Annotated in this window: 25 protein-coding genes; 12 read left to right on the top strand and 13 right to left on the bottom strand. The window is 32.9% G+C overall.

Annotated features, from left to right (window positions below; all coding sequences use genetic code 11):
- Window positions 1–197: 197 nt before the first annotated feature.
- Window positions 198–1,514: an adenosylhomocysteinase gene (gene ahcY / locus IR213_RS09805; protein WP_194312134.1), complete on the bottom strand. Its 1,317-nt coding sequence runs from the start codon at window positions 1,512–1,514 to the stop codon at window positions 198–200.
- Window positions 1,515–1,829: 315 nt separating this feature from the next.
- Between ahcY and IR213_RS09800 the strand changes: the two genes are divergently transcribed.
- From IR213_RS09800 to IR213_RS09775, 6 genes are all read left to right on the top strand, one after another.
- A complete protein-coding gene (locus tag IR213_RS09800; protein ID WP_194312133.1) occupies window positions 1,830–2,465 on the top strand; it encodes a 4'-phosphopantetheinyl transferase family protein in 636 nt (211 codons plus the stop codon).
- Window positions 2,466–2,569: 104 nt separating this feature from the next.
- Window positions 2,570–3,286, top strand: coding sequence for a geranylgeranylglyceryl/heptaprenylglyceryl phosphate synthase (locus IR213_RS09795; RefSeq protein ID WP_194312132.1), 717 nt, complete (start codon window positions 2,570–2,572; stop codon window positions 3,284–3,286).
- A 4-nt stretch (window positions 3,287–3,290) separates the two neighbouring features.
- Complete coding sequence (pnuC, locus tag IR213_RS09790; protein WP_194312131.1) at window positions 3,291–3,923, top strand: nicotinamide riboside transporter PnuC; 633 nt, start codon at window positions 3,291–3,293, stop codon at window positions 3,921–3,923.
- A complete protein-coding gene (locus IR213_RS09785) occupies window positions 3,875–5,995 on the top strand; it encodes a DUF4301 family protein (protein WP_194312130.1) in 2,121 nt (706 codons plus the stop codon). Before pnuC ends, IR213_RS09785 begins: the two co-directional genes overlap by 49 nt.
- A gap of 2 nt (window positions 5,996–5,997) precedes the next feature.
- Entirely contained in the window at window positions 5,998–6,399 is a 402-nt protein-coding gene (arfB, locus tag IR213_RS09780; protein ID WP_194312129.1) for an alternative ribosome rescue aminoacyl-tRNA hydrolase ArfB, read from the top strand.
- Between the two features lie 227 nt (window positions 6,400–6,626).
- A complete protein-coding gene (locus IR213_RS09775) occupies window positions 6,627–8,930 on the top strand; it encodes a TonB-dependent receptor (protein ID WP_194312128.1) in 2,304 nt (767 codons plus the stop codon).
- A 40-nt stretch (window positions 8,931–8,970) separates the two neighbouring features.
- On the opposite strand, the gene IR213_RS09770 is transcribed toward IR213_RS09775, so the two are convergent.
- Both IR213_RS09770 and IR213_RS09765 read right to left on the bottom strand, forming a co-directional pair.
- The gene (locus IR213_RS09770; RefSeq protein ID WP_194312127.1) at window positions 8,971–9,189 is read right to left on the bottom strand and encodes a hypothetical protein; all 219 of its coding nucleotides are present in this window, start codon (window positions 9,187–9,189) and stop codon (window positions 8,971–8,973) included.
- A gap of 17 nt (window positions 9,190–9,206) precedes the next feature.
- The gene (locus tag IR213_RS09765; RefSeq protein ID WP_194312126.1) at window positions 9,207–9,656 is read right to left on the bottom strand and encodes a Rieske (2Fe-2S) protein; all 450 of its coding nucleotides are present in this window, start codon (window positions 9,654–9,656) and stop codon (window positions 9,207–9,209) included.
- Between the two features lie 165 nt (window positions 9,657–9,821).
- On the opposite strand from IR213_RS09765, the gene greA reads away from it, so the two are divergent.
- The 3 genes from greA (at window position 9,822) to IR213_RS09750 (ending at window position 11,981) form a co-directional block, all read left to right on the top strand.
- Window positions 9,822–10,298, top strand: a complete 477-nt coding sequence (greA, locus tag IR213_RS09760; protein WP_194312125.1) for a transcription elongation factor GreA — start codon at window positions 9,822–9,824, stop codon at window positions 10,296–10,298.
- A 27-nt stretch (window positions 10,299–10,325) separates the two neighbouring features.
- Window positions 10,326–10,715 carry an HIT family protein gene (locus IR213_RS09755; protein WP_194312124.1) on the top strand — a complete coding sequence of 130 codons (390 nt, stop codon included), beginning with the start codon at window positions 10,326–10,328 and terminating at the stop codon, window positions 10,713–10,715.
- 93 nt (window positions 10,716–10,808) lie between these two features.
- Complete coding sequence (locus IR213_RS09750; RefSeq protein WP_194312123.1) at window positions 10,809–11,981, top strand: transglutaminase domain-containing protein; 1,173 nt, start codon at window positions 10,809–10,811, stop codon at window positions 11,979–11,981.
- Here the strand turns inward: IR213_RS09750 and IR213_RS09745 are convergent.
- Window positions 11,978–13,126, bottom strand: coding sequence for a sensor histidine kinase (locus IR213_RS09745; RefSeq protein WP_194312122.1), 1,149 nt, complete (start codon window positions 13,124–13,126; stop codon window positions 11,978–11,980). The genes IR213_RS09750 and IR213_RS09745 overlap by 4 nt on opposite strands.
- Before the next feature lie 171 nt (window positions 13,127–13,297).
- Between IR213_RS09745 and IR213_RS09740 the strand changes: the two genes are divergently transcribed.
- A complete protein-coding gene (locus tag IR213_RS09740) occupies window positions 13,298–13,675 on the top strand; it encodes a DUF3127 domain-containing protein (RefSeq protein ID WP_194312140.1) in 378 nt (125 codons plus the stop codon).
- 57 nt (window positions 13,676–13,732) lie between these two features.
- Here IR213_RS09740 and IR213_RS09735 read toward each other — a convergent pair whose 3' ends face one another.
- A complete protein-coding gene (locus IR213_RS09735; RefSeq protein ID WP_194312121.1) occupies window positions 13,733–14,470 on the bottom strand; it encodes a phosphatase PAP2 family protein in 738 nt (245 codons plus the stop codon).
- Window positions 14,471–14,529: 59 nt separating this feature from the next.
- Between IR213_RS09735 and aat the strand changes: the two genes are divergently transcribed.
- On the top strand, window positions 14,530–15,168 hold the full coding sequence (aat, locus tag IR213_RS09730) for a leucyl/phenylalanyl-tRNA--protein transferase (protein ID WP_194312120.1): 639 nt from the start codon (window positions 14,530–14,532) through the stop codon (window positions 15,166–15,168).
- A gap of 2 nt (window positions 15,169–15,170) precedes the next feature.
- Window positions 15,171–15,959 (top strand): MOSC domain-containing protein, encoded by a 789-nt coding sequence (locus IR213_RS09725; RefSeq protein WP_228479153.1) that lies wholly within the window; start codon window positions 15,171–15,173, stop codon window positions 15,957–15,959.
- A 39-nt stretch (window positions 15,960–15,998) separates the two neighbouring features.
- Here IR213_RS09725 and IR213_RS09720 read toward each other — a convergent pair whose 3' ends face one another.
- The 8 genes from IR213_RS09720 to IR213_RS09685 all read right to left on the bottom strand — a co-directional run bounded on the left by IR213_RS09720 (window position 15,999) and on the right by IR213_RS09685 (window position 26,359).
- On the bottom strand, window positions 15,999–16,559 hold the full coding sequence (locus IR213_RS09720) for a DNA-3-methyladenine glycosylase I (RefSeq protein WP_194312118.1): 561 nt from the start codon (window positions 16,557–16,559) through the stop codon (window positions 15,999–16,001).
- Between the two features lie 96 nt (window positions 16,560–16,655).
- A complete protein-coding gene (locus IR213_RS09715) occupies window positions 16,656–18,512 on the bottom strand; it encodes a trehalase family glycosidase (RefSeq protein WP_194312117.1) in 1,857 nt (618 codons plus the stop codon).
- Window positions 18,502–19,722, bottom strand: coding sequence for an MFS transporter (locus tag IR213_RS09710; protein WP_194312116.1), 1,221 nt, complete (start codon window positions 19,720–19,722; stop codon window positions 18,502–18,504). The genes IR213_RS09715 and IR213_RS09710 overlap by 11 nt, the downstream gene beginning before the upstream one ends.
- A 250-nt stretch (window positions 19,723–19,972) precedes the next feature.
- Window positions 19,973–21,706, bottom strand: coding sequence for an alpha-amylase family protein (locus IR213_RS09705; RefSeq protein ID WP_194312115.1), 1,734 nt, complete (start codon window positions 21,704–21,706; stop codon window positions 19,973–19,975).
- Between the two features lie 6 nt (window positions 21,707–21,712).
- On the bottom strand, window positions 21,713–22,642 hold the full coding sequence (locus tag IR213_RS09700) for a carbohydrate kinase family protein (protein ID WP_194312114.1): 930 nt from the start codon (window positions 22,640–22,642) through the stop codon (window positions 21,713–21,715).
- A 13-nt stretch (window positions 22,643–22,655) separates the two neighbouring features.
- Complete coding sequence (locus tag IR213_RS09695) at window positions 22,656–23,960, bottom strand: MFS transporter (RefSeq protein ID WP_194312139.1); 1,305 nt, start codon at window positions 23,958–23,960, stop codon at window positions 22,656–22,658.
- Window positions 23,961–24,089: 129 nt separating this feature from the next.
- Complete coding sequence (locus IR213_RS09690; protein ID WP_194312113.1) at window positions 24,090–25,007, bottom strand: GyrI-like domain-containing protein; 918 nt, start codon at window positions 25,005–25,007, stop codon at window positions 24,090–24,092.
- On the bottom strand, window positions 25,007–26,359 hold the full coding sequence (locus IR213_RS09685) for a vanadium-dependent haloperoxidase (RefSeq protein WP_194312112.1): 1,353 nt from the start codon (window positions 26,357–26,359) through the stop codon (window positions 25,007–25,009). Before IR213_RS09685 ends, IR213_RS09690 begins: the two co-directional genes overlap by 1 nt.
- Between the last annotated feature and the right edge of the window lie 15 nt (window positions 26,360–26,374).

Genomic DNA, 26,374 nt, shown 5'->3' with positions numbered 1-26,374 from the left:
AGCCTTATAATTACAGCTAAATATACGAAAAAAGGAGTAGAGAAAATACGTTTTCTACTCCTTTTTATAACCATTCATAAACAATTTATTACTGAAAAGACTTTTTCAGCGCCCTCAAGAAAGAGAGGGTTTCTAAAACACAAAACCCGACAGGTTTTTAAATACCTGTCGGGTTTGAAATATAATGATACCCAGATCTAGTATCTATAATACTCTGGTTTAAATGGTCCTTCAACTGGAACCCCAATATACTCCGCTTGATCCACACGTAAAGTTTCCAATTCAACACCTAGTTTAGCCAAGTGTAACATCGCCACTTTTTCATCCAAATGTTTAGGCAACATATACACGTCATTGTTATATGCCGCGCTGTTTTTCCACAATTCGATTTGAGCTAGAGTTTGGTTGGTAAAGGAGTTACTCATTACAAAACTTGGGTGACCTGTAGCGCAACCAAGGTTTACCAAACGACCTTCGGCCAAGATAAGAACGTCTTTTCCAGCAATTGTATATTTATCAACCTGAGGTTTGATTTCGATTTTCGATGCACCGTGGTTTTTGTTCAACCAAGCCATGTCAATTTCGTTGTCAAAATGCCCGATGTTACAAACGATGGTTTTGTCTTTCATTTGTTCGAAATGAGAACCCAAGACGATGTCTTTATTTCCAGTAGTCGTGATGATGATATCAGCATTTCCAACAACTGTGTCTAATTTCTTCACTTCAAAACCGTCCATTGCAGCTTGAAGCGCACAAATTGGGTCAACTTCAGTAACCGTAACGATAGAACCAGCACCTCTAAAAGAAGCTGCAGTTCCTTTCCCTACGTCTCCATATCCACAAACGATTACTCTTTTTCCAGCCAACATAATATCTGTAGCACGACGAACGGCATCAACTGCACTTTCTTTACAACCGTATTTGTTGTCAAATTTCGATTTAGTAACTGAGTCATTCACGTTGATAGCAGGCATTGGCAACGTTCCGGCTTTTACTCTTTCGTACAGTCTGTGAACACCAGTTGTAGTTTCTTCGCTCAAACCTTTGATTCCCGCAACTAATTCCGGGAAACGGTCAATAACCATATTGGTCAAATCTCCACCGTCATCAAGAATCATATTCAATGGTTTTCTGTCTTCGCCAAAGAATAATGTTTGCTCAATACACCAGTCAAAATCCACTTCGTTCAAACCTTTCCAAGCATAAACCTGAATTCCTGCAGCAGCAATCGCAGCGGCAGCCTGATCTTGAGTAGAGAAAATGTTGCAAGATGACCAAGTCACTTCAGCACCAAGAGCGATTAAAGTTTCAATCAAAACTGCAGTCTGGATAGTCATGTGCAAACATCCGGCAATACGAGCACCAGCAAGTGGTTGTTCGTTTTTGTATTCAGCACGAAGCGCCATTAAACCTGGCATTTCAGCTTCAGCTAATTCAATTTCTTTTCTTCCCCAAGCCGCCAGGGAAATGTCTTTTACTTTGAAAGCCACATAAGGCATAGTTGCTGTACTCATTTATAGTATATTTGTAATTATAAATTTTTTGCAAATTTACGTAATAACTTTATAATTTAAAAAGCATTCGGGAACATTTATGAATTGTTTAATGCCCTAATCTTTTGAATTTTAATGAAATAATTTTTTTTGGAGCTAATCCCGCTATTCGTTGCAAACGAAGTTCACTGAACTCCGCTTAAAATGAAAGTATTGTGAAGTAATCTTTTTTTCGGTAAAAACCTCAAAAAAGGATTTCCACTGCTATCGGGGCTAAAAAAAATAGTAGAAGTTTATGAACTCATAATTCATAACTCATAACTCATAACTCAAAAAATGCCTTTATACAAAACCATAAACTTCAGTCAAACAACCCAAATCCTCGTTTGGAAAATAACCGAATCCTACGAGCAATTATTCAGCGAAGTACAATTAAACGAAAAAAGTCTGCTGCGATTGAACAACATGAAATCTCAATTGCACCAACGCGCTTTTTTAAGTGTTCGCAAATTGTTACAACAAGTAGGATATTCTGATTTCAATTTGTATTATGACCAGTTCGGGAAACCGCATTTACACGATGGCAAACACATTTCTATTTCACATTCCCACGAATTTTCTTCTATTATAATCAGCGACCAAAAAGCGGGAATCGACATCGAAATGCAGAGAGAAAAAATCATCAGCATCGCTGATAAATTCGTAAATAATAAAGATTCACTTCGTTTAGGAGATACAAATATTCAAGATTACATCAAAAAATTGACGGTAAAATGGGGAGCCAAAGAAGCTATTTTCAAAATTCGAAACGAGCCAGGAATTAGCTTTAAAAACCATATTTGGGTAAATTCATTTGAAATTAAAGACAAAAAAACAATCGCAATTCTTGAAATGGGAAACATAAAACAACAATTCTCCATTTATTTTGAAGATTTTGAGGGATTCATCTTAGTATATGCTTTCGAAAAATAAAAAAGACTTAATGCCACGAATTCACGAATTTGTGGCAATCCATTTTTTAAAATAAATTTACCTATTTACGAACATAAAAATTCGTGAATTCGTGGCCAAAAAATATGACAAAAATTTACAACCATATTCTAAAATCAAAAGCAGAAAACGAGAAACTGCTCGCCATTCTTCTCGATCCAGATAAAATCGATTTGAATAATGCGGAAGTATTAGTCGAAAAAATTAATCAATCTCCCGCAACACACATTTTCATTGGCGGAAGCCAAGTAGAAAATAATATTTTAGATGAATTAATTTCAAAAATTAAAGGAGATTGCGATTTGCCAATTGTTCTTTTCCCTGGAAATCCGTCCCAAATTTCAGACCAAGCCGATGCCATTTTGTTTCTGTCTTTAATCTCAGGCAGAAATCCAGATTATTTAATCGAACATCAGGTAAATGCGGTGCCAATTTTGCAACAAACCAATCTCGAAGTAATTTCAACAGGATATATTCTTATCGAAAGCGGAACAGAAACCGCTGTAGAACGTGTGAGTAAAACAACTCCTTTAGACAGAAATAATCCAGAATACATAGTGCAAACCGCACAAGCAGGCGAAATGCTGGGCAACAAACTCATTTATCTCGAAGCGGGAAGTGGCGCAGATATTGCCGTTCCTAAAGAAATTATTAAATTAGTTTCTCAAAATCTAAAAATACCGTTAATAGTTGGAGGAGGAATTATAGATTTGCAAGGAATTCAAAAAGCCTACAATTCTGGTGCTGATCTGGTGGTAATTGGAACTGCTTTTGAAAAGGACGTTGATTTTTTCAATAAATAAAATTATGATAGAATTTTTTCTAAATGCCTATAAAGACGCTTCAACAACACAAATTGTTTTAGAATTTATCGCTTTTGTATTTGGGATTTTGAGTGTTTGGTTTGCCAAAAAAGAAAACATTTGGGTGTATCCTACAGGATTGATTGCCACAATAATAACTGCTTATTTGCTTTTTATAGCGGGTTATCTTGGCGATATGATGATCAACGGATATTTTACTATAATGAGTATTTATGGCTGGTACAAATGGGCTCGAAAAGGAAATGAAACGGATAATCTTGTAATAACAAGAACTGATAATCGAGAAAAAATAATAGGAATCGTATTGTTTTTCTTCACAATTTTTGTAGTTTTCGGGATATATAATTATTTTGATTATAAAATAAGAAAAGACAATTATATTGATATTTTTGCTTCGGGCATTTTTTTTACGGGAATGTGGTATATGGCCAAGAAAAAAATAGAAAATTGGACGCTTTGGATATTAGGCGATTTAATTGTTACCCCATTATATGCTTATCGGGGGCTGGGAATGTTATCTTTACAGTATTTAATTTTTACAATTTTAGCTATTTCAGCTTATTTAGAATGGAAGAAAATCTTAAACAACTCCCAAAAATTGGAAGTTCAAAAATAATAAAAGTCGCTCTTTTTGGTCCGGAATCTACCGGAAAAACCACAATGGCAATACAACTCGCCGAACATTTTAAAACGGCTTGGGTTCATGAATTTGCCCGTGATTATCTCCAGGAAAAATGGGATAAAACGGCGCAGATTTGTGATGTCGACGATATGCTTCCCATTGCTTACGGTCAAACCAAATTAGAAAATGACGCTCTGTCAACTGCCAATAAATTTCTTTTTTGTGATACTAATTTAATGGTGACCAAAGTATTTTCAGAAGTATATTATAACTTTTGTGACCCATTATTAGATAAAGCGGCTCGTGAACACGAATACGATTTGTTTTTTCTGACAGACATTGATGTTCCTTGGGAAAAGGATGATTTGAGAGATAAAGCCGAAGGTAGGGAGTCAGTTTTTGCAGTTTTTAAACAAACTTTAATCGAGAATAATAAACCATTTATCATGCTTTCTGGAGATAAAGATTTAAGATTAAATAAAGCTATTGCAATTGTTAATGATTTGGCTAAAGCAAAAAAAATGGGATTTTCTTCCCTCGATTTTGTGCATATATATGAACAAGGAATTTCATTAAAAAATATTCAAGGCCAATTAAATATTTTCAAAAACGGAATTTCAAAAACTGTTTTGGTTGAACCCGCAACAGTATCTAACGGTATTTTGAAATTGTCAGAAATTGATTTTCATCAAAAAGCTGATTTTTTTGATGCCAATAAATCTTCTTTCAAGTTAACAAAATTCGTCCCCGCTTCAGGAGCTGCCAGCAGAATGTTTAAATTTTTGAGTACATTTTTGAATGAGTTTGATATCGAAAACGAAAGTATCAATGCTTATATCAATAGAAAAAAAGATAGTGAACTCTCCATTTTTATTGTTGGTTTGGAAAAATTTCCATTTTTTAAAACAGTTGATAAGAAGTTGAAAGAAGTATATCCAAATTTCAACTCATTGACAATAGATCACAAAAACTACTACTTCATAAAACTACTTCTTTCGTCAGATTATTTCAATTTTGCCAATAAACCAAAAGGAATTCTGCCTTTTCACAAATATAAAAGCCACATCGTTAGCGCAATCGAAGAGCATTTGTATGAATGTGCCTATTATTCAAGTTCGAATGGTAGTTCGCATTTGCATTTTACAATTTCTGAAGCGCATCAAAATCAATTCGAATATATTGTAAATAGAGCAAAAAATACGGTAGAAAAAGCTTCGGAAACCATAATAAATATTAGCTATTCCCACCAGAACAAAAGCACAGATACCATTGCGGTTGACTTGAATAATAATCCATTTAGGGATGAAAAAGGAAAATTAGTTTTCCGTCCTGGGGGTCACGGTGCTCTGATTGAAAATCTAAATAACCTTGATGCCGACATCGTTTTTATAAAAAATATTGACAACGTCATTCAAAATCAAATCGAAAGTATTGCTTTGTATAAAAAATCATTGGCTGGAATTCTGGTTGAATTACAGCAGAAGATTTTTAAATATTTGAATGAAATTGATCATTCAAAGGAAGAAAAGTTAGAAGAAATTATAGCTTTCACCAAAAACAATTTGAATATAAAAATCATTGAGAATTTTGCGGAATTCACTTTAGAGAATAAAATCAACTATATAAAAAATATTCTTGATAGACCAATTCGTGTTTGCGGAATGGTGAAAAATGAAGGCGAACCTGGTGGTGGACCGTTTTGGGTTCGGGATTCAAGAGGAAGTCTTTCCTTGCAAATTGTGGAGAGTTCCCAAGTTGATTTGGCTAATGTAAATCAAGTTAAAATCCTAACAAATGCAACACATTTCAATCCCGTAGATTTGGTTTGTGGAATAAAAAATTATAAAAAAGAAAAATTTGATTTAAATCAATTTGTCGATCACAATAGCGGTTTTATTGTCGAAAAAACTCAAAACGGAAAACCATTAAAAGCGTATGAATTACCGGGTTTATGGAATGGAGCGATGGCAAATTGGCTCACAATTTTTGTTGAAGTACCATTAATTACTTTCAATCCAGTAAAAACAGTAAATGATTTGTTGAAAAAACCACACCAACCACAATAGTTTTGGAATCAGAAAAAATCATATCTGAATTGCATTTCAAAGCAGTCCGAAGCAGTGGGGCTGGCGGTCAAAATGTGAATAAAGTTTCCTCAAAAGTGGTTTTGTCCTTTGATTTGAAGAATTCTCATGCTTTGTCAATGGAGGAGAAGGCATTGTTAGAAATTAAACTTTCCTCAAGATTAACATCAGATCAAATTTTAATTTTGAATTGTGACGAAGATCGAAGCCAACTCAAAAACAAGTCGATTGTAACCAAACGTTTTCTGGATATAATAACTGCAGGACTCGTGATACCAATGATAAGGAAAGCCACAAAAATTCCTAAATCAGTTATCCGAAAACGGATAAAGGACAAAAAAAATTTATCTGAAATCAAGAAATCCAGAAGAAAACCTGAATTTTAGCTGTTCCAAAAACTTTAAACTTCAAACAAATAATATATCTTTGCCCTGTCTCAAAGGGGTGCTCTAAATAACGAGCTGAGATTATACCCAACGAACCTGAACAGGTAATGCTGTTAAGGGAAATAGATTCCAAGATGAAGTGCACGTCATTCTAAAAAATCTGAACAAACCATTTTTTAATTTAACAAAAGAATAATTCCCCCTTTTATTCGTAAAACTATTTACGGATGAACTATTTATTTTTAAAAAAAAGGCAAAAGCCAAAAGGCAAAAGCCAAAACAAGAGTGTCCTATTAACGTCTTCTTTCTTTCTTCTAATTTCTTTTTTTGCTATTGCACAGGAAAAACAAAAGGACACCATTAAAGTTATTCAACTTGATGAAGTTTTGTTAAGTGCTACAAGAGTGAAAGATAAATCTCCTTTCCCTTTCACAAATGTGAGTAAAAAAGAGCTCGAAAAAAACAATCTTGGTCAAGATTTACCTATTTTATTAGATCAATTGCCATCTGTAGTTACAACTTCTGATGCGGGTGCCGGAGTTGGTTACACCGGTATCCGAGTGCGAGGAAGCGATGCTACACGTGTGAATGTTACTATCAATGGAATTCCATATAATGATGCCGAGAGTCAAGGAACTTATTTTGTGGATTTACCTGATTTTGCTTCTTCCTTAGAAGATGTTCAATTACAACGTGGTGTTGGGACTTCTACCAATGGATCTGGAGCTTTTGGTGCAAGTTTGAATCTAAAAACACTAAAGCCATCCGCCGAAGGATTTGCGACGATTTCTAATTCTTTTGGGTCATTTGGCACCAGAAAACACACTTTTAGCGTTGGCTCGGGCATAAAAAACGGCTTCTATGCCACAGGAAAACTATCCAAAATTGCAAGTGATGGTTATATAGACCGAGCTTCGTCTGATTTAAAATCGTTTTATGCCGAAGCGGGTTTCGTAAGTGAAAATACTTCCGTAAAAGCAATAGTTTTTGGAGGAAAAGAAAAAACATATCAATCTTGGTACGGAACTCCAGAAGCGGTTGTAAATGGAGATGTTGATGGAATTAATGCTTTTATAGCCAGAAATTACAGCTCGGAATCTGAAGCTTACAATCTTTTGCACTCGGGTAGAACCTATAATTTTTATACTTATGATAATCAAACGGATAATTATGAGCAATATCATTATCAATTGCATTTTTCACATCAATTTAATGATAACATATCGGCTACAATTTCAGGAAATTTCACTCCTGGAAAAGGCTATTATGAAGAATTTAAAACGGATGATAAGTTTAACAAATATTTTCCATCAAGTCCAAATGGAGACGATACGAGTGACGTGATTCTTAGAAAATGGGCAACGAGTGATTTTTATGCCTTAGTATATTCGTTGAATTACAAGAAGGAAAGGGTTAGTTTTAATTTTGGTGGGGGGTATAATAAATACGATGGGGCACATTTCGGCGAGATTATTTGGAGTCAATTTCAAACCCCATTGCCTTATTCTGAAAAATATTACGAAAGCAGCATATTAAAAGAAGATGCTAGCATCTATTTAAAAGGAGAATATCAATTCAATGATAGTTTTATTGGTTTTGCAGACATTCAGTTCAGAGATGTAAGTTTCAAATCTTCTGGATTATCATCAAGTGTAGCACCCATAAATGTTGACAAAAAGTATTCTTTTTTTAATCCAAAAGTAGGGTTGACTTATCTGTTAAATTCACAAAATACAATATACACTTCTGTAGCTGTTGGGAATCGAGAGCCAAACGGAGACGATTTGACTAAAAACCCAACGGAACCAAAACCCGAGCAACTTATAGATTATGAACTGGGGTATAAAATTAAATCTAAAAAAATCGCCGCTTCTGTAAATTTCTATTACATGGATTACAATAATCAATTAGTCCTTACGGGCGAATTAGATGACGTAGGTAATGGGGTTCGCCAAAATGTATCGAAAAGCTACCGGGCGGGAATTGAGATTCAGGCGGGTTATAAAATATCGAAACAATTACGAATTGATGCAAATGCCACTTTTAGTGAAAATAAAATCAAGGCATTTGATTATTTAGTTTATGATACACAGTATGATACAAATACTTACGATGTGGTTTCATACGCACCCGTTATAACCCAATATAAAGACACGAACATTGCTTTTTCACCAGAAACAATAGTTGGTGGTACTTTGACTTTTTCGCCAATTGAAAATCTGGATTTTGGATTAATATCGAAGTATGTGGGTAAGCAATATTTAGATAATACTTCTACTGATAGCCGAAGTATGAAAGCTTATTTTGTCAATAATATTTCGATTTCTTATAAATTAAAACCAAAATGGATTAAGGAAATAAGTTTTAATTTGTTGTTAAATAATATATTTGACGAAAAATATGTCTCAAATGGATACACCTACAGTTATTATTATCGCCCACAAGCTTCAACAGATCCTGCTGTAACAGAAAATTTTTATTATCCGCAAGCCGGAATCAATCTCTTGACAGGATTGACGTTAAAATTCTAGATTATTTTAACTCCGAAAGAATTCAAACCTTTCGGAGTTTTTATTTTTTTTCACAGGCATTAGATGCAATCCAAAATAGAATTGTAAAAGCTCCAGTAAAAAAAGGAAATATACCGTAAAGTGTATCAGAAACCGAATGCGAATTTCGGTCAATTGTGATGAAAACATTCACGCAAAAAGCCAGAGTTAATAAATACAACAAAACACCGAAAAATGAAATGGGAATAAAAATAATCCCAGTTTTTCTAAACCAAGGCATTTTCATATATTTTTGAATTAATTATATACGTGCAACAGATTTCCGTTGACTTCAACCCGATATTGTTTTAATGTATATTGTTTCCCGGCACTTTGACCTGTAAATAAACTGTATTCCGCATTATCACAAGCGCAAACTAAATGAGTTTGATCAATCTTTAAAGGATCTACAGGGTCAAGTTTTTTAAAATTCATAGTAGAACAGGAACTCAATGCCTGATTAGGACAAGCGGCATCAAAAGCATTATAGCCACTGCCAGAATTGAAGACAATTATTCCACGAATTCCTTGATTGGGAATATAAGCAGCATTACTCACAAATAATAGATTTGAATAGGAGGGCAGACTCATATTTATATCTACGTTAACAGGGTAATTTGGTAAATATGGATTGTTGTATTTAGGTGAATTTGTACTGCAGCCATAAAACATTGGAAAGGCTGCCAACAAAATGAAATATTTTTTCATTATTCAAAATATATTAAAAGAATTAGCGAAACAAATTTAATTTATTTAACTTTGAAACAGATATGTTTAACGTAAATTTATAGATTAAATAAAATTAATAGTATCTTTGTGGAAAGAAATCCCGTCCTGATGGGATTTTTTCTATTTTATATAAATGATGAAGTTATGACTAAAGTATCTTATTATACCGCCGAAGGATTAAAGAAATTAAGAGAAGAATTAGACTATTTAAAAAGTGTGATGCGTCCAAAAGCATCTGCTGATATTGCGGAGGCAAGGGATAAGGGCGATTTGTCTGAGAATGCTGAGTACGATGCTGCCAAGGAAGCACAAGGAATGTTGGAAATGAGAATTGCCAAGCTCGAAGATGTACATTCAAACGCAAGATTAATTGATGAAACGCAACTTGATGTTTCTAAAGTTTTGGTATTGTCGAATGTGAAAATCAAGAATCAAGCCAATGGAATGGAGATGAAATACACACTTGTAGCCGAAAGTGAAGCTGATTTGAAAACGGGAAAAATTTCTGTAACTTCACCAATAGGTAGAGGTTTACTAGGAAAAAAAGTAGGCGAAGTAGCAGAAATCACAGTTCCAAACGGAGTTTTGAAATTTGAAATTTTAGAAGTTTCTCGTGATTAGCCAAACAAACAATTAACCTTTTAAGCAATGTCAAGTATTTTTAACAAAATTATAAAAGGAGAAATTCCTTGCTACAAAATTGCAGAGGATGCTAATTTTCTAGCTTTTTTGGATGTAAATCCAAATGCAAAAGGACATACTTTATGTGTTCCAAAACAAGAAATTGACAAAATTTTTGATATTGAAGATGACTTGTATATTGGACTGATGCAGTTTTCCAAAAAAATTGCAATTGCACTTGAAAAAACAGTTCCTTGCAAAAGAATTGGAATGGCAGTCATAGGACTTGAAGTTCCTCACGCACACGTTCATTTAATTCCATTGAATGAAATGGATGAAATGCGTTTTCAGAAAAAAGTTTCAATGTCAAAAGAAGAATTTGAAGCTTTGGCAGAAAACATTAAAGCCAATTTATAATGTTTTATGAATAAAACAAATTGGTATGGTTTTCGTTTAGAAAGGGAATGGGTGAAAATCCATTCCCTTTTAATTTATGGCTTATCCAATAATATGAAAAATATATATTTACTACTTTCGTTTCTTTTCTCCATTTTAAGTTTCGGTCAAGCCAATGTTGAATATGCCTTAATCGACAAAAAAATGACGGAAATTCCACAGAATTCGAATACTTCTACAGATGCAATTGCACATTATATAAACTCTAATTTTAAAACAGAAAACGATAAAATTCGTGCGGTTTTTTATTGGACAGCTTCAAACATTAGCTACGATGTAAAGAATATGTTTACTGTAACTATAAATGATAATCCACAAGGCAGAATCGCAAAAACGTTAAAAACTAAAAAAGGAATTTGTGGTGACTATGCTGCAATTTTCAATGAAATTGCCGCTTTAGTTGGTGTAAAATCTGTTATTGTTGAAGGTTATACGAAGCAAAACGGAAAAGTAGCTACCTTGTCTCATGCTTGGTGTGCGGCCAAAATAGATAAAAAGTGGTATTTATTTGACCCAACTTGGGGTTCTGGGGCAGTTTATAATGGAAAGTTTATCAAGAAAAGAAATGATTATTATTTTAAAACGGAACCCGGAAAAATAATATCATCACACATTCCATTTGATTATTTATGGCAATTTCTAAATTATCCTATTACAAACCAAGAGTTTTATGAAGGTAAAATTCAAGTTAATAAATCAAAAAAGTATTTTGACTATCAAGAAGAAATTGATAAATATGAAAAACTATCTGATGGAGATAAAGCATTTGAGACTGCAGAAAGAATACAGAAAAACGGTATTTTGAATAATTTAATTTTGGAACAATATAAATACAAAAAGAACGAATTTACAATTTTGACCCACAATTTAAATATTGAAAAATTAAATTCAATAACTAACGATTATAATCAAGCCATAACTTTATTGAACGATTTTATTTATTACAGGAACAAAAAATTTAAACCCACTTTTTCTGATTCTGAAATCAGCAAAATGATTCAAATACCAAAAGAGAATTTGGTCAAATGCCAGAACGATATTAATCTTGTTGGTTCAGTAGGAAGTGAGAATACTTCCAGTATTGCATCACTAAAAAAAAATATTTATGAAGCTTTAGCTCAGGCCGAAGAATATGAAACGTTTGTAAAAGAATATTTAAGCAAGTCAAAAACCGCCAGAAAATCAATGTTTACCAAAGTAACTTGGTTTGGAATCCCCTTAAATTAACTTACTTTTTTAAAACTCACTTGCATCGTGGTTCCTTTTCCTATTTCGGAATTTAGCACTTTTATGGTTCCTTTATGATATTCTTCTACAATTCTTTTTGTTAGAGAAAGACCTAAACCCCAACCGCGTTTCTTTGTGGTAAATCCTGGTTCAAATACATTTTTAAACTGTTTCTTGGGAATTCCACTTCCTGTATCCGAGACTTTTATTTTTACGAATTCGCCGTCTTCTTCAATAAAAACCGCTAATTTTCCCCTTCCTTTCATTGCATCAATGGCATTTTTCACTAGATTTTCTATCGTCCAGCCATGTAAAGTGGGATTCATCAAAACAATAATTGGTTTGCTTGGAGCTTTAAAAGAAAACTCGACTTGTTTTGAAAATCGGGATTGCAAATAATCATAAGATTGAAGTGTTTCTTCCACAATATCCTTGTTTTCTAATTTTGGTTCTGAACCTATTTTCGAAAAACGATCCGTAATGGTTTTCAAGCGTTCGATGTCTTTCTCGATTTCAAATGTCGTTGATTCATCAGCATTTTCAGCTTTCAGGAGTTCAACCCAGCCTATTAATGATGAAAGTGGAGTTCCAATTTGATGTGCCGTTTCCTTTGCCATTCCTGCCCAAAGTTTGTTTTGGGTCGCCATTTTTGTACTGCGATAAAAATTATAAACCAGTCCTGTGAACAACACGATAATTAGTAGTAATGCAACGGGATAATATTTAAGTTTTTTTAATAACTCCGAGTTTCCATAGTATATTTTTTGAAATTTTCCGGGAACATATTCAATCACAATGGGATCATTTTCGCTTTTTAGACCATTCAAAACACCTCTGATTCGTTGTTTGTCTTTCACAATTGCCTCATCAATATTCCTCGTATTTATGATGGAGTCATTTTCGGTAAGAATAATTGGAATTGAAGTATTGTTGCTGAAAATTTGAAGCGGAAGCTCTACATCAGTGGTTTCACCTGCATTTATAAGCGTTTTATGAGCATTTGCCCAAAGGTTCATTTTTAATCTTTCTTCATTTTTAAAAATTTGAAAAAAAGTATAAGTGTTCCAAAGAATTAATGAAATGATTAAAAAAGAGGCACAAATGATAATCCAGCGGGTTGTGTTTCTACTTTTGGAAAACTGCATAAAGTGATTTTTGTGGCATAAATATAACGAAATAATCTAAGTAAGATTGTGTTTTTTTTGGAGTTATTCTTTTTGGTCATAATTGAATTAAAATCTTTTTTGAAATTAGTATTTAATTTGAAACTAACTGATAAAATACTATATTTGTCTATCACAAATAATAAAATTAAGATGGAAGTTACAGGAAAAATAAAAATGATCGATCAGACTAAAGAGGTTGGATCTGCAGGTTTCAAAAAAAGAGATGTTGTTGTTACAACAGATGAGCAATATCCACAACATATTTTAGTTCAGTTTGTTCAGGACAAATGTGATTTGTTGAATAGTTTTCAAGTAGGGGATGCCGTAAAAATTGATATTAATTTGAGAGGTCGTGAGTGGACTAATCCACAAGGCGAAACTGTATATTTCAATACAATTCAAGGTTGGAGAATCGCAAAAGCACAAGCTGAAACCGCTTCACCTCAAGCTCCACCAATGCCTGCAGCAGCTGCATTTCCGCCAGCAACAAGTTTAAATGAAGAGGAACCGGACGATTTACCGTTCTAAAAAATAGTTTTGATAGAGCCTTGAGATTTCAAGGCTTTTTTTTGGACTTTCGCCAAATTAATTCAATTGAATAAGTGCTCCCATTCCTATTTGGCTTCCAATTTGTGGAAAAACATAAGCCGTCGTTTTTTTCTTTTTCCCAAAAGTCACTGACTTAAAAGGATTCCAATACGAAACAACTAATCCCGAAGCCAATCCAATCCCTGCGCCGGCAAGAACATCGGAAGTGTAATGTTTATTATTTGCAATTCGGAGAATTCCCGTAGCTGTTGCAAACAAAAATCCGCTGCTGGCATACCATAAATTCGAATCTTTATACTCGTAATAAAGAAGCGCGGCGTTTGTAAAAGCAGTCGCAGTATGGCCGGAAGGAAAACTCAAATCGTCTGAGTGATCCGGTCTTTCTTGTTTAGTTATGTTTTTCGTAGCATAAACTACCGTTCCCATAATCCCATTGGCAACAACAATATTTATCGTCTGTTGTTTAAAATTGTTCTTTGGTTTAAATCCAAGGGTTTTGCCCAAATAGATTTGCGCAACTGGAATAAATTGAAGATAGTTGTCAGCATTGGTATGGAAATTTTCTCCAAAAAAGTTGTTGGCGTTTGATTGCAAATCATCATTGAGTTTTGTGTTCAAAAGCAATGTTCCAGCAGTTATAAGAGCAACTGGCGCAATAAATTGTTTATACGAAAGTTTATCTTGCGTTTTTGTCGCAGCAATTAAATCTTTGGTTTGCGCATTTCCTAAGAAAACCAATAATGAAAATGTAAAAGTAAGGAGTTTGGTTTGCATAGTTTTTAATTTTTAAAGCGTAAATTCGCTTTGCCAAATTTATACTTTTGTTCGAAACTATGTATTTTTTATCCAAAGAATTATTTTTTCCTTCAGTTTCCGAAGCCAATTCTGATGGAATTCTAGCCATTGGTGGCGATTTATCTCCAGAACGTTTGTTATTGGCTTACAAAAGCGGAATTTTTCCTTGGTTTGAGGAAGGAGAATCCATTTTTTGGTGGTCGCCCAATCCCAGAATGGTTTTGTTTCTAGATGAATTAGTAGTTTCAAAAAGTATGCGAAACATCCTTAATAGAAATATTTTCAAAGTTACTTTCAACCAGAATTTTAGAGATGTAATTTCAAATTGCCAAAAGATAAAACGCGATGGTCAAAACGGAACTTGGATTACCAATGATATGATTCAAGCCTATTGCAAACTCAATGAATTAGGAATAGCAAAATCAGTCGAAGTTTGGCAAAATGATGAAATAGTTGGTGGTTTATACGGAATCGATTTGGGAGATGTTTTTTGTGGAGAAAGTATGTTTTCTAAAGTTTCGAATGCTTCAAAAGTGGCATTTATTGCTTTGGCAAACCAATTAAAAGCAGCAAATTATAAAGTATTGGATTGCCAAGTTTATAATGAACATCTGGAAAGTTTGGGCTGTCGCGAAATTAAAAGGGAAGAATTTATAGAATTTTTAAAAAGTAAGTGATTATGAAATATATTGTAATAGAATTGTATCTCTACCCAATAAAAAGTTTGGCTGGAATTCGTGTTGTAAATGCCAAAGCCGAAGAAATGGGTTTCGAAAACGACCGCAGATGGATGTTAATTGACGAAGAAAATCAGTTTATTACCCAAAGAAAATATCCAATTTTAAGTCAGTTTTATCCAAAAATCAAAGGAGACAAAATTGAAATTGGGTATCAAGATTTGAATCACAAATTTTATATCGAAGAAAATTTATCCGAACTTATTTTTTCTAATGTTTGGGATGATGAATGTAAAGTATTTGAAGTAAATAAAACAACGTCAAAATGGTTTAGTGACGCACTAGGATTTACGTGTAAGCTTGTTAAAATCAGCAATAAAGGGGATAGAATACACAGGACTAAAAAACTTGACAAAACGCTGAATGTTAGCTTGGCCGATGGATATCCGTATTTGCTAATTGGCTCGAAAAGTTTGGATTTATTAAATGAAAAATTAGATGAAAAGATAACTATCGAAAGATTCAGACCAAATATCCTCATTGATAGTCATATTGCCCACGAAGAGGATTTTTTTGACAGATTCCAAATTGGAAATGTAAAATTCCAAAATGTCAAACCTTGTGGCAGATGCGTAATGGTAAACAATAATCCGAAGACAGGTGTCATGTTAAAAGAACCATTAAAGACATTAAGCACATACCGGAAACTAGATAATTCTGTTCTCTTTGGCACTAATATTATGTGTCTAAATGAGGGAGTAATTGCTGTTGGCGACTTTCTGACTTTTTAGAATTTAAAAACGTTAGAGTTTCTTGCTAAATTGCTTAAACTAAATTTTCCTCCAACAATCGTCTAAGTGATCATTAACCATTCCTGTGGCTTGCATATGAGCGTAAACTACCGTAGAACCCACGAATTTGAATCCGCGCTTTTTCAAATCCTTGCTGATTTCATCAGAAAGTGGAGTAGTGGAAGGAACTTCTTTTAAGGATTGTCGGTTGTTATCGATTGGTTTTCCATTGGTAAATCGCCAAATGTATTTACTGAAACTTCCAAATTCTTTCTGTACTTTCATAAAAGCAATCGCATTCGAAACTGCAGCGCGAATCTTCAATTGGTTGCGAATAATTCCGGCATCTTGTAGTAATTCCTGAATCTTTTCTTCAGGATATTGGGCTACTTTTTTATAGTCAAAATCATCGAAAGCTAATTGAAAATTTTCTCTCTTTTTTAGAATTGTAATCCAACTCAAACCTGCCTGAAAAGTTTCGAGGATAAGGAATTCGAATAATTTTTGGTCATCATAAACAGGAACACCCCATTCTTCGTCATGGTATTTTTTATACAAATCACTTGATAAGCACCAGCCGCATCTTGTTTTATTTTCCATTTTTCGTTGAATTGAGTTTCAAATATAAAAATATCCCATTTCAAATTGCTCGAAATGGAATTTTTTAATTTAACCGTAAATAGCGACACAAATTAATTAATCAAATAATTCATTTGGATTAATTAATTGATTTAATTTAGTTTTTAAATCTTCATTTAAAAGAGATAATCCCAATTGAAAAGAAGCATTCATCCACCCAAAACCTTCTCGGCTGATATATTCAAAATCAGTCCCTTGGTTCCCATATTCGGCAAAAACCTTGTGTGATGCACTTACAACATCATATTTTTCCGGAACTGTTCCGTTATAATCAGAAGCATTTTTGCTTATCATCCAAAGCCATCTGTATATTAATTCCTGTGCTTTTTCATCATATCCATAATTGATTAAGCCTTGCCAAATAACCATTTGATGTGGGGGCCAACCATTTGGAAAATCCCATTGTCGTTGCATTTGATCTTTCGAAATAGTTGAAAGAGCCTCTTCGGAACAGCCTGCAATTCCCCCTAAATAAACTAATTTAGGCAAACAATTTTCTATCATTTTATCAGCTTGATCTTGTGTGGCACAATTTGCCCAAAGCGGAAAAAAGCTGGTTGCAGATAAAAAAATATTTTGTTTTTGGGTTTTAAAATTATAATCAAAAAAACAACTTTCTTGCTCGTTCCAAAGGTATTGATTCATCAGTTTTTTTCGGTTAGCTGCTTTTTCTGTCCAGTATTTTTGATTGTAAGTTGTGGTGTTATATACAAATTTATCATCAAAATGCAAGGCAATTAATTCAGCAAAATCGGTTTCATATTTATACAACATTGCATTGAGTTCAACGACATTTAAATCAGCACAAATTCCTTCTAATCTATAGCTAGTATCATGTCCACTTTCGCGAACACTACGGTCGTGTACAAAATAAGCATCGAGTGTTTTGTTTTCTATTTTTCTTTGATAATAAAGTTTTTCATATTCTGGAATTGACAAATTTGCTTCATTGGCAAATGATTTCAGAATATCATCATAATGTCCTGACTCTGTTTCTGGGGGTAATCCAATTCCTTGTGCGAAATAACGATTGAGTCCGTTTTCCGTAAGTCGTTTTTCGTTTTCCATCCAAACGGTTTCGTATTCTTTAATACAAATTTGGAGTTTTTCTCGTAACCATTTAAAGTCTTTGATTGGCATTTTTTCAAAAACTTCTCGAATCATACTGGAGTAAAATGGTGGTTGTGTTCTGGTGAGATAATAGGATCTGTTTGCGTTTAGAATTTTACCATAATGCGTTATTTGATAGGCGAAATTTCCGACCATACTTTGTGCTAAATCTATTTCCCCATCAATTAGCAATCCAACGTTTTCAAAATAACTGTCCCAACCATACATTTCATTAAATCTTGCTCCAGGAACTACAAATGGAAATCCTACTGTATTTCCTCCTTCTTTTTTTAAGGCTAAAGCCAAAATCCCTCCTTCATCATTAATGCTGCTTACATATTCTGGGGAAATTATTTTGGGTAATTGAACCACTTTTAAATTAAAATTAGGTGCAATTTTTTGATAATATTGCAATCCAAAATCATCTGAAAATGGAACATATATAATAGGTTTTTCGGTTTTAGATTTCGAATCAATTAATAATTTGTCTAATCCTTTTTCGTCCAAAGTTCTCGTTAAACCATCCCAAAAATAATTTCGAATCATTTTCGAAATCCGGTTTGTCGGAAGTTCAAAAATAGCATCGGTTTCAATAAAATCGTGATTATTTTCTTTAGCTAAAACTAATTCTTGCAACAAATTTGAAAGATGATAAGTTCCTTCAACAACAATTTCTTCGGTCTTATTTTTTAATGTAAAATGTTTTAGCCCCTTGTCGTCAATGGTTATTCTTTTATCGCCATCAGTATCTTCTTGCTCTAAAAGTTGTTGAATTGTTTGGCTAATATTAAGGTTAAATTTCATTTTTTGAAGTTAATTTTTTTAATATAAAGAAAGATACCAATAATAATGTCATGGGAATTAATGTGAAATAAAACGCATTTTCTGGACCTTCATTCATAAACAACCAACCTATTATTCTGGAACCAATTGTTCCGCCAAGTGCTGAAAAAACCACTATTAATCCAGTCATGGAACTATGTAGTTTTTTGGGTAATGCACTCAAAATAACCGAGTTTAACAAAGGATAAATAGGCGCAATGAATAATCCCACAAGCGGAAAAGCAAATCCTATCAATGGAATATCGCTCAATGAATTAATATTTGTTACTTTGAGTCCAACGGTTTTTGGCAGTACAAATAACACGATTAACATAGCACTGATGATGCAAAAAACCAACACCCAAATCCAATTTATTTTCTTTGTTATTTGGCCAGCTATAAGCCTTCCAACAGCTAAAGAAACCGCCAAAATACTTGCCATCATTATGCTGATATTTTCTGGAAGATGAAGCACTTTATCATTAAATGTAGGCAGCCAAGTCATAATTCCTTGTTCAATCATCACAAACAAGAAAGCACTAATTACAAAAACAATAGTTAAAAGTTTTGCAAATAATTTGAACATTTGTCTAAAATCATCAGCTAAATCAACACCCGGAATTTGAGTTTGATTTTCAAATTTTGCAAAAAACAAAAACCCGAATGATAACAAAGAAATAAATGCCAAGAGTAAATATACATTCAGCCAGGTGTCAGCATTTGTTTCAGAATTAAAGGCAGGAAACAGGAAATATGCTAAGGCAATTCCAATCATAAATACGCCTTCGATGCTGCTCATCAGGCTATTATGTTCTTTTTGATTTTCTGTAATGGTTCCTATTAAAGAATACACGGAGACTTTAATTAATGCAAATGAAATACCAACGGTTGCAAAAAGTAATTTTGCAGTATCGAAAGAATTTCCAAAATACATGCTAATACAAGCAAATGTCACTAATCCTAAACCGATAAGCATTGCTTTCTTATAACCTATTCTCGGTAAAAAAGAGGCTATTAAAAAGGAGACAATTGCAATAGGCAAATCTTTAAAAGCTTCTAATATACTGGCTTGAATTTCATTGACACCGTAATTTTTTTGTGATTTTAGGATAACAATTCCAACACTGTTTAATAAAATTGCAAAAACAAAATAGTTGAGATACATTGCTATTTTGATGGAGTTTTTTTTCATTTATTTCCTGGTTATATAATATTCTTGTATAGTAATCATTTCGATAAGTAGGAATTTTAATATGGTTTCCCGCCAAAAAAGGCTAGATATTTTTTACGGGATTTTCCACTTGATTGTAAGGTAATTTTACAAAAAAATTAAAAATATGATTCAAATTAGTAACAATACCTAAATTTTAAAAATAGATAAAATAACAATACAAAACACAAAATAATCACGCTGTTTTTTAAACTAGACTATATTTTTAACATTAATAGCTAAAAACAGTTGTTATTCCATTCTCAATATGCTCAATTGTAAATTTATAGCTTTCTAAATCTGCCTTTAAATGGATAACAGATTTATTGTTTATCCATTTGATATCAATTTTGTCTTCAAGATCATCATTTATTTCCACTTTACCTAAAAATGCTTTTGTTGTGTTTCTTAAACGAATGATTTCAAGTTGTTTTTTTACAATGGCTGTTGTCAAACCTTGAGTTACGTCTTGCATCGACAATGTAGTGCGATTAATTTCTTTATGACCTGCACTGCCTCCATTATCTGCAGCTTGATAATTATTTCTCCCGGCGAATATATCCAAATACCAAACTTGTGGAATCCCAGGCATAAACATTTGTATTGCTCTTGCCAAAAGCATTTTTTGTTCATCTTCACCCAATGCACTAAAAAATGTAGCGTTTATCTGGTAATACGAAATTTTGTTACCTGATGGGTCATAAAGGTTTTTTACACGACCACCACGTTCCATAATTGTATTCATAATTTTTTCTATCTCGGCATCTTCTAATAATCCTTTATTGTAAACGCCATTGACTTCTTTTCCTTTCAAATCCAGGACAGGGATTCCATCATGGCAACCCAGCATGTTAACTGTTTTATATCCTTTGGTAACAATTTCATTTGCCCAACTCAATAAGGCTTTGCTCGATTTGCTTTCAATAGTGTGAATGGTCAATCCTGGTAAGAAAAAATCATAAATATAGTAGCCCTTGTTTGCTACTTCATCATGTAAATGAAGTCCGTATTCTGCATGAATTTCCGGCAAAAGCATCAAATTATTTTTTTGGGCTATGTTTTTAATTCGCTCTAAATATTCCCAAGTCCCCGGTTTATTAAAGAAATTAGATTCACCTACTTGTTTGTGCAAATAAGCAAAAGCATCTAAGCGCAAAATAGTGCAGCCATAACTACTTAATTTCTGTAGTGTTTCTTCATAAAATTCCCAAACCAAGGGAGAGGAGGCATTTACATCCATTTGTCCCAAATAGGAGCGTTTATTCTCTACAATTTGTACTATTTCTGTTTTTAAATTAGTAAAGTCTTCAAAATCAATAGCACATAAATCTATGGATTGTTCGATTGCATGATTGATCTTTTTTACAATTTGTGTTTTTGACGAATCGGTTAAGCCTTGAATATTTTTTAAATCAGTTTCAAAAATGGGATTGTATGTTATTTGTTGGTAAAATGTATTCCAATAAGGTTGCTCAGATCCATCAGGGAATCGTACTTTTAATATTGGCAATCCCGATTTTCTCATAAACAGTTTATTGAGAAACTGTGGTTCTGGAATCACGATGTCATCTTCGTTTTTTACTCCATATCCTTCCCAGAATTCATTCCAATTAATAAAAAAATCTTTAAAAATAGATTTGTCACCTTTTTGCAGTAAATCTTTAAATTGAGGTGATCCGACCGATAAATGGTTTAATACAATATCAAATTTTAACTTGATGTCAAGAGTTTTTAAATCATTTAAATCATTTGTGTCAACCAAATCTTTATTAATATTATAATCAATAATTGAAAAACCCCTGTCTAAATCACTATTAAAAAAAGTTGGCAATACATATAATAAAGAAAAAGCATCTTTAAATTCAGACATTTTAAGCATCGCCATTGTATCGCTAAATTTGGTTCCAATGCTATCTGGGTAAGCATTAAGCATTACACCATTATTGATTTCATTATTTTGTTGCATATTATTTTATAAAAGTTGAGATAGAATATTGATATTATCCGGTAACCTTCCTACGTTTTGCAGTTTTAAAGCCGCTAATTTCAATGCGATATCCAAACATTCATCAATTGTTTTTTCTTTAATATAAGCAAATAGAAATCCAGACCAAAAGGCATCACCAGCACCAGTAGAGTCCATAACCTTATCAATTTTAATCGCTGGCATTTGTATTATTTCTTTTCCTTTTTGAGATAACTTGACCCCTTTGCTTCCTAAAGTTAAGCATACAATATCTACACCCTCGTTATGAAAAAAATTAAAAATGTCTTCATGTGGCAGTTCCTTTTCAAAAAGACGCAGCATATCGTCTTCGCTAATTTTAATCAATGGATTATAACTGCAATAGGTTTTAATTACCTGAAAAGCTTCTTCTTGACTACTCCAAAGTTTTTTGGCATAATTAACATCTATACTTAATTGACATCCTAAGTTATAAGCTTCTTGTGCTTTTTTTAGAATTGTTTTTTGGGCGGGGTTTTTACTTAATGCAAAGCAAGTGGTATGATATATTTTGGTATTTAATAAAATTTGCTCAGAAATTTGTTCTTCATAAATACAGCAATCTGCTTCACGATAGGGTATAAAATCTGGTGTACCATCAGATCTTGATACGAATATAACGCTTGTTGATTTATTATCTATGACATTAACATGATTGGTGTTAACCCCAACACTTGACAATCTTTCCAAAATATAACTGCCAAATCCATCATTTCCTACAGTAGCAACCAATGTTGTATTCAATCCTAATCTCGTAGAATTCATGGCGACATTAGTTGGAGAACCTCCTAAATATCTGTGATAATCTCTAGTTTCGTCGATAAGAACATTTTCTTGGTGTCCAATAAAATCTACTAATACTTCTCCCACGCAAAGGATATCTATTTTATCTGTCATATTATTTATTGAATTATTCACTTAATTTTTTGTTTTTTATTTTAATTAATAAAGTACAAATAGCTGCAAGCACTAATAATACACCCGCAAAACGAATTGCTTGACGAGGATCGTTATCTAAGAAGTTCTTTAAAATGTAACCAAAAGATAAGTTTTGGATAATCATTGGAATAACAATCATCATATTTATAATTCCCATATAAACCCCATAACGCTCTTTTGGAACAACCGCAACAACCATCAAATATGGAATACCCATCATACTAGCCCAAGCAATACCGTAGCCAATAATCACCGCAAAGAACATGTATTGATTTTGAACCATTGGAAACCACAAAAAAGAAATAGCTCCTAATAGCAGACACGCAAAATGAATCATTTTTGCACCATGTTTTTTGGCTAATTTGGCTAAATAGAAAGCAATAGAAAATGTAACTATAAATCCAAAAGCGCCAATTAATCCATTCCATTCAACTGCTTTTTCGTAACGCATTACATCCTTTGGAGTTACATTCCATACGGACAAGGCAATACTTTTTGAATTGTTTTGCCAATAGCACATCATCGCATACCACTGAAACAAATACACCAGAAACAGTTGCCACATCACAGTTGGCATATCTAAAACGGCCTTATAAATATCAATGAATGGTGAAAATACATTTAAAGGTTCTGCTTTTAATATGGCTAATTCATCTACTGTTGGTGGGATTTCTTTTGTTTTGCTCATACTCCACCAAATGGAAGTTACAGAAAGGATTGCTCCTAAAAAAAAGGAGGCGTAAATCCAAGTTGGTAACGACCCTGTATAACCTACAAAAACAATTGGAAAAAGAAAAAGAGAAATATATGCCAAAAATTGTCCAAAACCTGTAAAAAAGCTTTGAGCCTGAAAACCTATTGGTTGTTGATCTTCGTTCAGAGTATCTGCAATAAAAGCGCGATAAGGCTCCATAGCAGTGTTGTTACCAACATCCAGAATCCAAAGCAAGCCAGCAGCCATCCATAATGAACTACTAAATGGAAACATAAATAAAGCGATACTACAAATTAATGCTCCAATAAAAAAGTAAGGTTTTCGCCTTCCCCATCTTGGATGCCAAGTTTTATCACTCATTGCTCCAATTATAGGTTGAATCAATAAGCCAGTTAATGGTCCTGCAAGATTTAATAAAGGAATTTGATCTGGACTTGCGTGTAAAAAATCATAAATGGGATTGACGGCACTTTGCTGTAAACCAAAACTATATTGAATACCAAAAAAGCCGACATTCATATTGATAATTTGCCAAAAACTTAATTTTAATTTCATTCCCATTTTTGTTCTCTTGTTTTTGTTTAAAAATAATTTTAAATACATTAATATAATGCTTTTAAAAAATAAAAACGTTTTCGGAGCAACCGAAAACGTTTTCGAAATATTAGATTTATTCTAAATAAGCACTATTTATTCAACATCATAAGGAATAATTATTTCAGTTTTCCATTCTAATTCATTGCCTCCATTAAATGGATTTGCCAAAAAATGCTCCAATGGTTTGTTTTTTAGTTTAATATCGTGTTTTTTTGCATAATCTAACAATGCAAACCAAGCTCGATCCGAAGTTCTAAAATTGCCATAATAGGTTGCTTTTAATCCTTTTTGGGTTGGAATTGTCTTGAATTTTACATTAGCATCATTAATAATCTTTGTGCTCTTGTCTATTGGAAAACAATAATTATAAACTAGTGTTTCATTGTCAAGATCCCAATTTTCAATTTCAACATAAGGTTTTCCAGTAATTTTAATGTTATTATTTTGTAGATATCCAGTAATAATTGCGTCGTTTCCAATCATATTTTGAGCCTTTTCTTGTAAAACACTTTTCAAATTAATGTAAGCTACAAATATTTCCTCAGATTTACCTTCACCATCAATCTTTACTCTGAAATTTTCTAAATGTTTTTCTAAACCTTTTTTGAAATTGGTTATTTTTAAAATCTGTTCTTTTTTGAAATTTGTATTTAAAAATGGAGCGGTTATTCTATTATAAAAACTGTGGTTCAAATCTTTTATTCCGACTATTACTTCGGTTACGGAATCATTTACGGATTTCATTTCCCAAGTATATTCCATTTGTGTTTTACCTCTTTTCATTTCTTGTTTGATGTAATCAAAATTTTTCTTTTCAAGAATAGAATAAACTTCATTGTTGCTTACTTGCTGAGCCACTGTCCATTCTTGGATGCCCTGAAAAATTGTTCCGGAAGCTGTTTTTTCTTTAAAGGTGATACAATAATCACTTTTTTTTATTAATAAATACCAAATAGTCAAAACGGAAAATAAAAATAATAATCCAACAACAATTTTTTTCTTGTTCAACATTATTTTGCCATTTTTAATTTCTTAATAATATAATTTCCAATATTATTGCCTTGGTTAACACCGTTTTCAATTGCAGCTCTATAATGAATTCCTCCGTACAGCCTACTGATTGAAGCTTCTGATGCAGCTTGTTTGAACGATTTAAAAGGTCTTTTCGGTAAACCAAAATTGACTTCGGAATCATCAACATAGCTAAAATTATCTCCAAATATTGATGTTAAGATAGTGGCAGAGCAGGAAGAAACCACGGAGTGGCCACTTGTATATTCCGGGAAAGGAGGGGTCTGCAATTGTGGTCTCCAGTTTTCATCTATATTTTGATTTATATAGGTTTCAGGACGCACAACGTTACTTCTATACTTTTCATTCCAGCAACTGATAAAACTTTCAAAAATCCCGATGGATGTTTTGGTATAGGTAAAAACAGTTGTTTCAAAATCAGCTTTTGTTTTTTTCAAAGCAATTTTTGTAATATTAATCCAATGCGCATCAGGAGTATTTTTCTTCTTTGCAAACATCATGTGCCCTTGCGTAACTGTGGCATATGGATTGCAATCCCAAAATGTTGCAATAGCAGATTCTTCAGGAATAAGTTTACTTTTGGTTTTTTCTACTTCAATTAATTTTTGGGAAATCATATTTCCTATATCATATGTTTCTTTTGCATCTTTGTAAAAAGTAGAATTTTTATCGGTAGAAAAAGGATAAGGAGGAATTGGTTTAAATTGAGCAGCCGAATCCATAACCAATGTTCTTATTTCGCCCCAATGTGGTTCAACACCATCCATATAGGCCGGAGGTGTTGGTTGCCATCTTCCAGATTGGTTTATATGAACAGAAAATTTAGACATAGTTCGGGTCTGCTTATAATTGTCTTTACCCATCCATTTTTTGATTTGATCGGCTACTTTAAGTCCATATTCTTTTGAAACTTCAAATTCTTTTGAATTTTCTGAACCCCATTTTTTATACAAACTGTCTCTATATTTTTCTAATGCTTCCTCAGAAAAAATCAATTGTTTACTTAATTCAATATGAGCAATAAGTGCTGCTAAATTTTTATTGACGCCACTTTTTGGGTCTAATTTTGGAATAGAATCCAGGCCGTTTATTTGCCCTTGCAAGCTCTCATATTTTGTGCTATTCTGAGCCATAATCTCATATGCGGCAACATTAGGATATAAATAAATTCTGCTGGCAACAGGAGGCGAAAAAATGTCGTGAACCATAATTGCTGTTACAGTATCTACCACAGCACAGTAATCATCTGTTGTAACTTTGATTGGGGCTTCTTTTTTACAGGAAATAAATAACAGCCCTATAATTCCTAAAAGATAAATATTAGATTTCATTTTTATAATTTTATT

It is taken from the genome of Flavobacterium soyangense, from assembly GCF_015277675.1.
In the GTDB taxonomy this organism is placed as follows: domain Bacteria; phylum Bacteroidota; class Bacteroidia; order Flavobacteriales; family Flavobacteriaceae; genus Flavobacterium; species Flavobacterium soyangense.
The sequence above is the reverse complement of the archived record's forward strand: the minus strand, read 5'-3'. Positions and strand labels throughout refer to the sequence as shown.

Coding starts and splice junctions, on each gene's coding strand:
- IR213_RS09735 (WP_194312121.1), bottom strand. CDS start 14,470: ATGCAAACCAAACTCCTTACTTTTACATTTTCATTATTGGTTTTCTTA.
- ahcY (WP_194312134.1), bottom strand. CDS start 1,514: ATGAGTACAGCAACTATGCCTTATGTGGCTTTCAAAGTAAAAGACATT.
- IR213_RS09740 (WP_194312140.1), top strand. CDS start 13,298: ATGGAAGTTACAGGAAAAATAAAAATGATCGATCAGACTAAAGAGGTT.
- IR213_RS09695 (WP_194312139.1), bottom strand. CDS start 23,960: ATGGGAATGAAATTAAAATTAAGTTTTTGGCAAATTATCAATATGAAT.
- IR213_RS09705 (WP_194312115.1), bottom strand. CDS start 21,706: ATGCAACAAAATAATGAAATCAATAATGGTGTAATGCTTAATGCTTAC.
- IR213_RS09685 (WP_194312112.1), bottom strand. CDS start 26,359: ATGAAATCTAATATTTATCTTTTAGGAATTATAGGGCTGTTATTTATT.
- IR213_RS09700 (WP_194312114.1), bottom strand. CDS start 22,642: ATGACAGATAAAATAGATATCCTTTGCGTGGGAGAAGTATTAGTAGAT.
- IR213_RS09775 (WP_194312128.1), top strand. CDS start 6,627: ATGAACTATTTATTTTTAAAAAAAAGGCAAAAGCCAAAAGGCAAAAGC.
- IR213_RS09690 (WP_194312113.1), bottom strand. CDS start 25,007: ATGTTGAACAAGAAAAAAATTGTTGTTGGATTATTATTTTTATTTTCC.
- greA (WP_194312125.1), top strand. CDS start 9,822: ATGACTAAAGTATCTTATTATACCGCCGAAGGATTAAAGAAATTAAGA.
- IR213_RS09785 (WP_194312130.1), top strand. CDS start 3,875: ATGGAAGAAAATCTTAAACAACTCCCAAAAATTGGAAGTTCAAAAATA.
- IR213_RS09795 (WP_194312132.1), top strand. CDS start 2,570: ATGACAAAAATTTACAACCATATTCTAAAATCAAAAGCAGAAAACGAG.
- IR213_RS09715 (WP_194312117.1), bottom strand. CDS start 18,512: ATGAAATTTAACCTTAATATTAGCCAAACAATTCAACAACTTTTAGAG.
- IR213_RS09745 (WP_194312122.1), bottom strand. CDS start 13,126: ATGCAGTTTTCCAAAAGTAGAAACACAACCCGCTGGATTATCATTTGT.
- IR213_RS09755 (WP_194312124.1), top strand. CDS start 10,326: ATGTCAAGTATTTTTAACAAAATTATAAAAGGAGAAATTCCTTGCTAC.
- IR213_RS09710 (WP_194312116.1), bottom strand. CDS start 19,722: ATGAAAAAAAACTCCATCAAAATAGCAATGTATCTCAACTATTTTGTT.
- IR213_RS09720 (WP_194312118.1), bottom strand. CDS start 16,559: ATGGAAAATAAAACAAGATGCGGCTGGTGCTTATCAAGTGATTTGTAT.
- IR213_RS09750 (WP_194312123.1), top strand. CDS start 10,809: ATGAAAAATATATATTTACTACTTTCGTTTCTTTTCTCCATTTTAAGT.
- IR213_RS09800 (WP_194312133.1), top strand. CDS start 1,830: ATGCCTTTATACAAAACCATAAACTTCAGTCAAACAACCCAAATCCTC.
- IR213_RS09765 (WP_194312126.1), bottom strand. CDS start 9,656: ATGAAAAAATATTTCATTTTGTTGGCAGCCTTTCCAATGTTTTATGGC.
- pnuC (WP_194312131.1), top strand. CDS start 3,291: ATGATAGAATTTTTTCTAAATGCCTATAAAGACGCTTCAACAACACAA.
- IR213_RS09725 (WP_228479153.1), top strand. CDS start 15,171: ATGAAATATATTGTAATAGAATTGTATCTCTACCCAATAAAAAGTTTG.
- aat (WP_194312120.1), top strand. CDS start 14,530: ATGTATTTTTTATCCAAAGAATTATTTTTTCCTTCAGTTTCCGAAGCC.
- IR213_RS09770 (WP_194312127.1), bottom strand. CDS start 9,189: ATGCCTTGGTTTAGAAAAACTGGGATTATTTTTATTCCCATTTCATTT.